This window comes from Actinoplanes sandaracinus (genome assembly GCF_030009775.1).
In the GTDB taxonomy this organism is placed as follows: domain Bacteria; phylum Actinomycetota; class Actinomycetes; order Mycobacteriales; family Micromonosporaceae; genus Actinoplanes; species Actinoplanes sandaracinus.
Genome location: NZ_JASCTH010000095.1, coordinates 1 through 1,102, shown reverse-complemented (window position 1 = coordinate 1,102; position 1,102 = coordinate 1). Strand labels below are relative to the sequence as shown.

Below are 1,102 nucleotides of genomic sequence, written 5' to 3'. Positions count from 1 at the left end.
TCCGAGTACGGCAGGTCGGCAGTGAAGACCGGTACCACCCCGCCGGACGGCGACGGCAACGAGTTGACGTTGTGGCAGGACCGGCAGGTGCTGCGTACCGATCAGTCGTACACGGTCTCGGTGTGGGCGATGCTCGACACCACCGGCGCGACCGGCAGCCGCACGATCATCGCGCAGCGCGGCGCCCACGAGAGCGCCTTCTGGCTGCGATACCACCCGGCCACCGGTAAGTGGGTGTTCACCGTCGGATTACAGGATGCGCCGAACGTCGACAACAAGACGACGATGTTCCAAGCGACGTCGACCTCGGACGCTGTCGCGGGAGTGTGGACCCACTTGACCGCGGTCTACGATGCCGGCGCCAAGAGAACCCGGATCTATGTCAACGGCGTCCGGGAGGCCGTCACGAGCCTGCCCGCCGCCCCGTTCGACGCGACCGGATCGTTGCTGGTGGGGCAGACCTTGTACCACGGGGCACTGACCGACCAGTGGCGCGGCGGCATCGACGACATCGCCGTCTTCCAAGGCGCGATGACGGACGCCGCGGTTGCCCTGATGTACAAGCAGCAGACCTCGGGTGGCAGTGCCGTCAACGTGCTGAACAAGAACGAGACGATGCACGCGGGCGACGTGCTGCGTTCCAGCGACAACCTCTACCAGGTGCGGATGCAGACCGACGGCAACCTGGTGCTCTACCGGCAGGGCACGGCGATCTGGTCGCCCAACACCTGGGGTAACCCGGGCGCGTACACGGTCATGCAGGGCGACGGCAATCTCGTGACCTACCGCGCGAACGGGACCCCCGCGTGGGACAGCGCCACGCATGGCACGGCCGCGGACAGGCTGGTGCTCTTCGATGACGGCCGGCTGGAACTACACGATCCGGCCGGTCGGATGATCTGGAAGCGTCCGTACTGAGCATGTCGATTCAGGGGAAACGGGTAATGCTTACACGCTCGCGCAGCACGTTGTCGCGCCGCTGGAATCGGCTGTTCGTCGGTTCGCTCGCTAATGTCATGGTCATATCAGGTTTGGCTGTTCCCGCCTTCGCGGGGGCCCCGACCACGCCGTCGCGAGAGCCGTCGCCGCCGCCGGTCGAGAA

The 1,102-nt window shown here is 66.2% G+C and carries 1 protein-coding gene; it reads left to right on the top strand.

The window, feature by feature from the left end; genetic code table 11:
- A partial coding sequence (locus QLQ12_RS46805) for a LamG-like jellyroll fold domain-containing protein (protein ID WP_328518358.1) occupies positions 1–918 on the top strand: 918 nt, incomplete at its 5' end.
- Positions 919–1,102 lie beyond the last annotated feature (184 nt).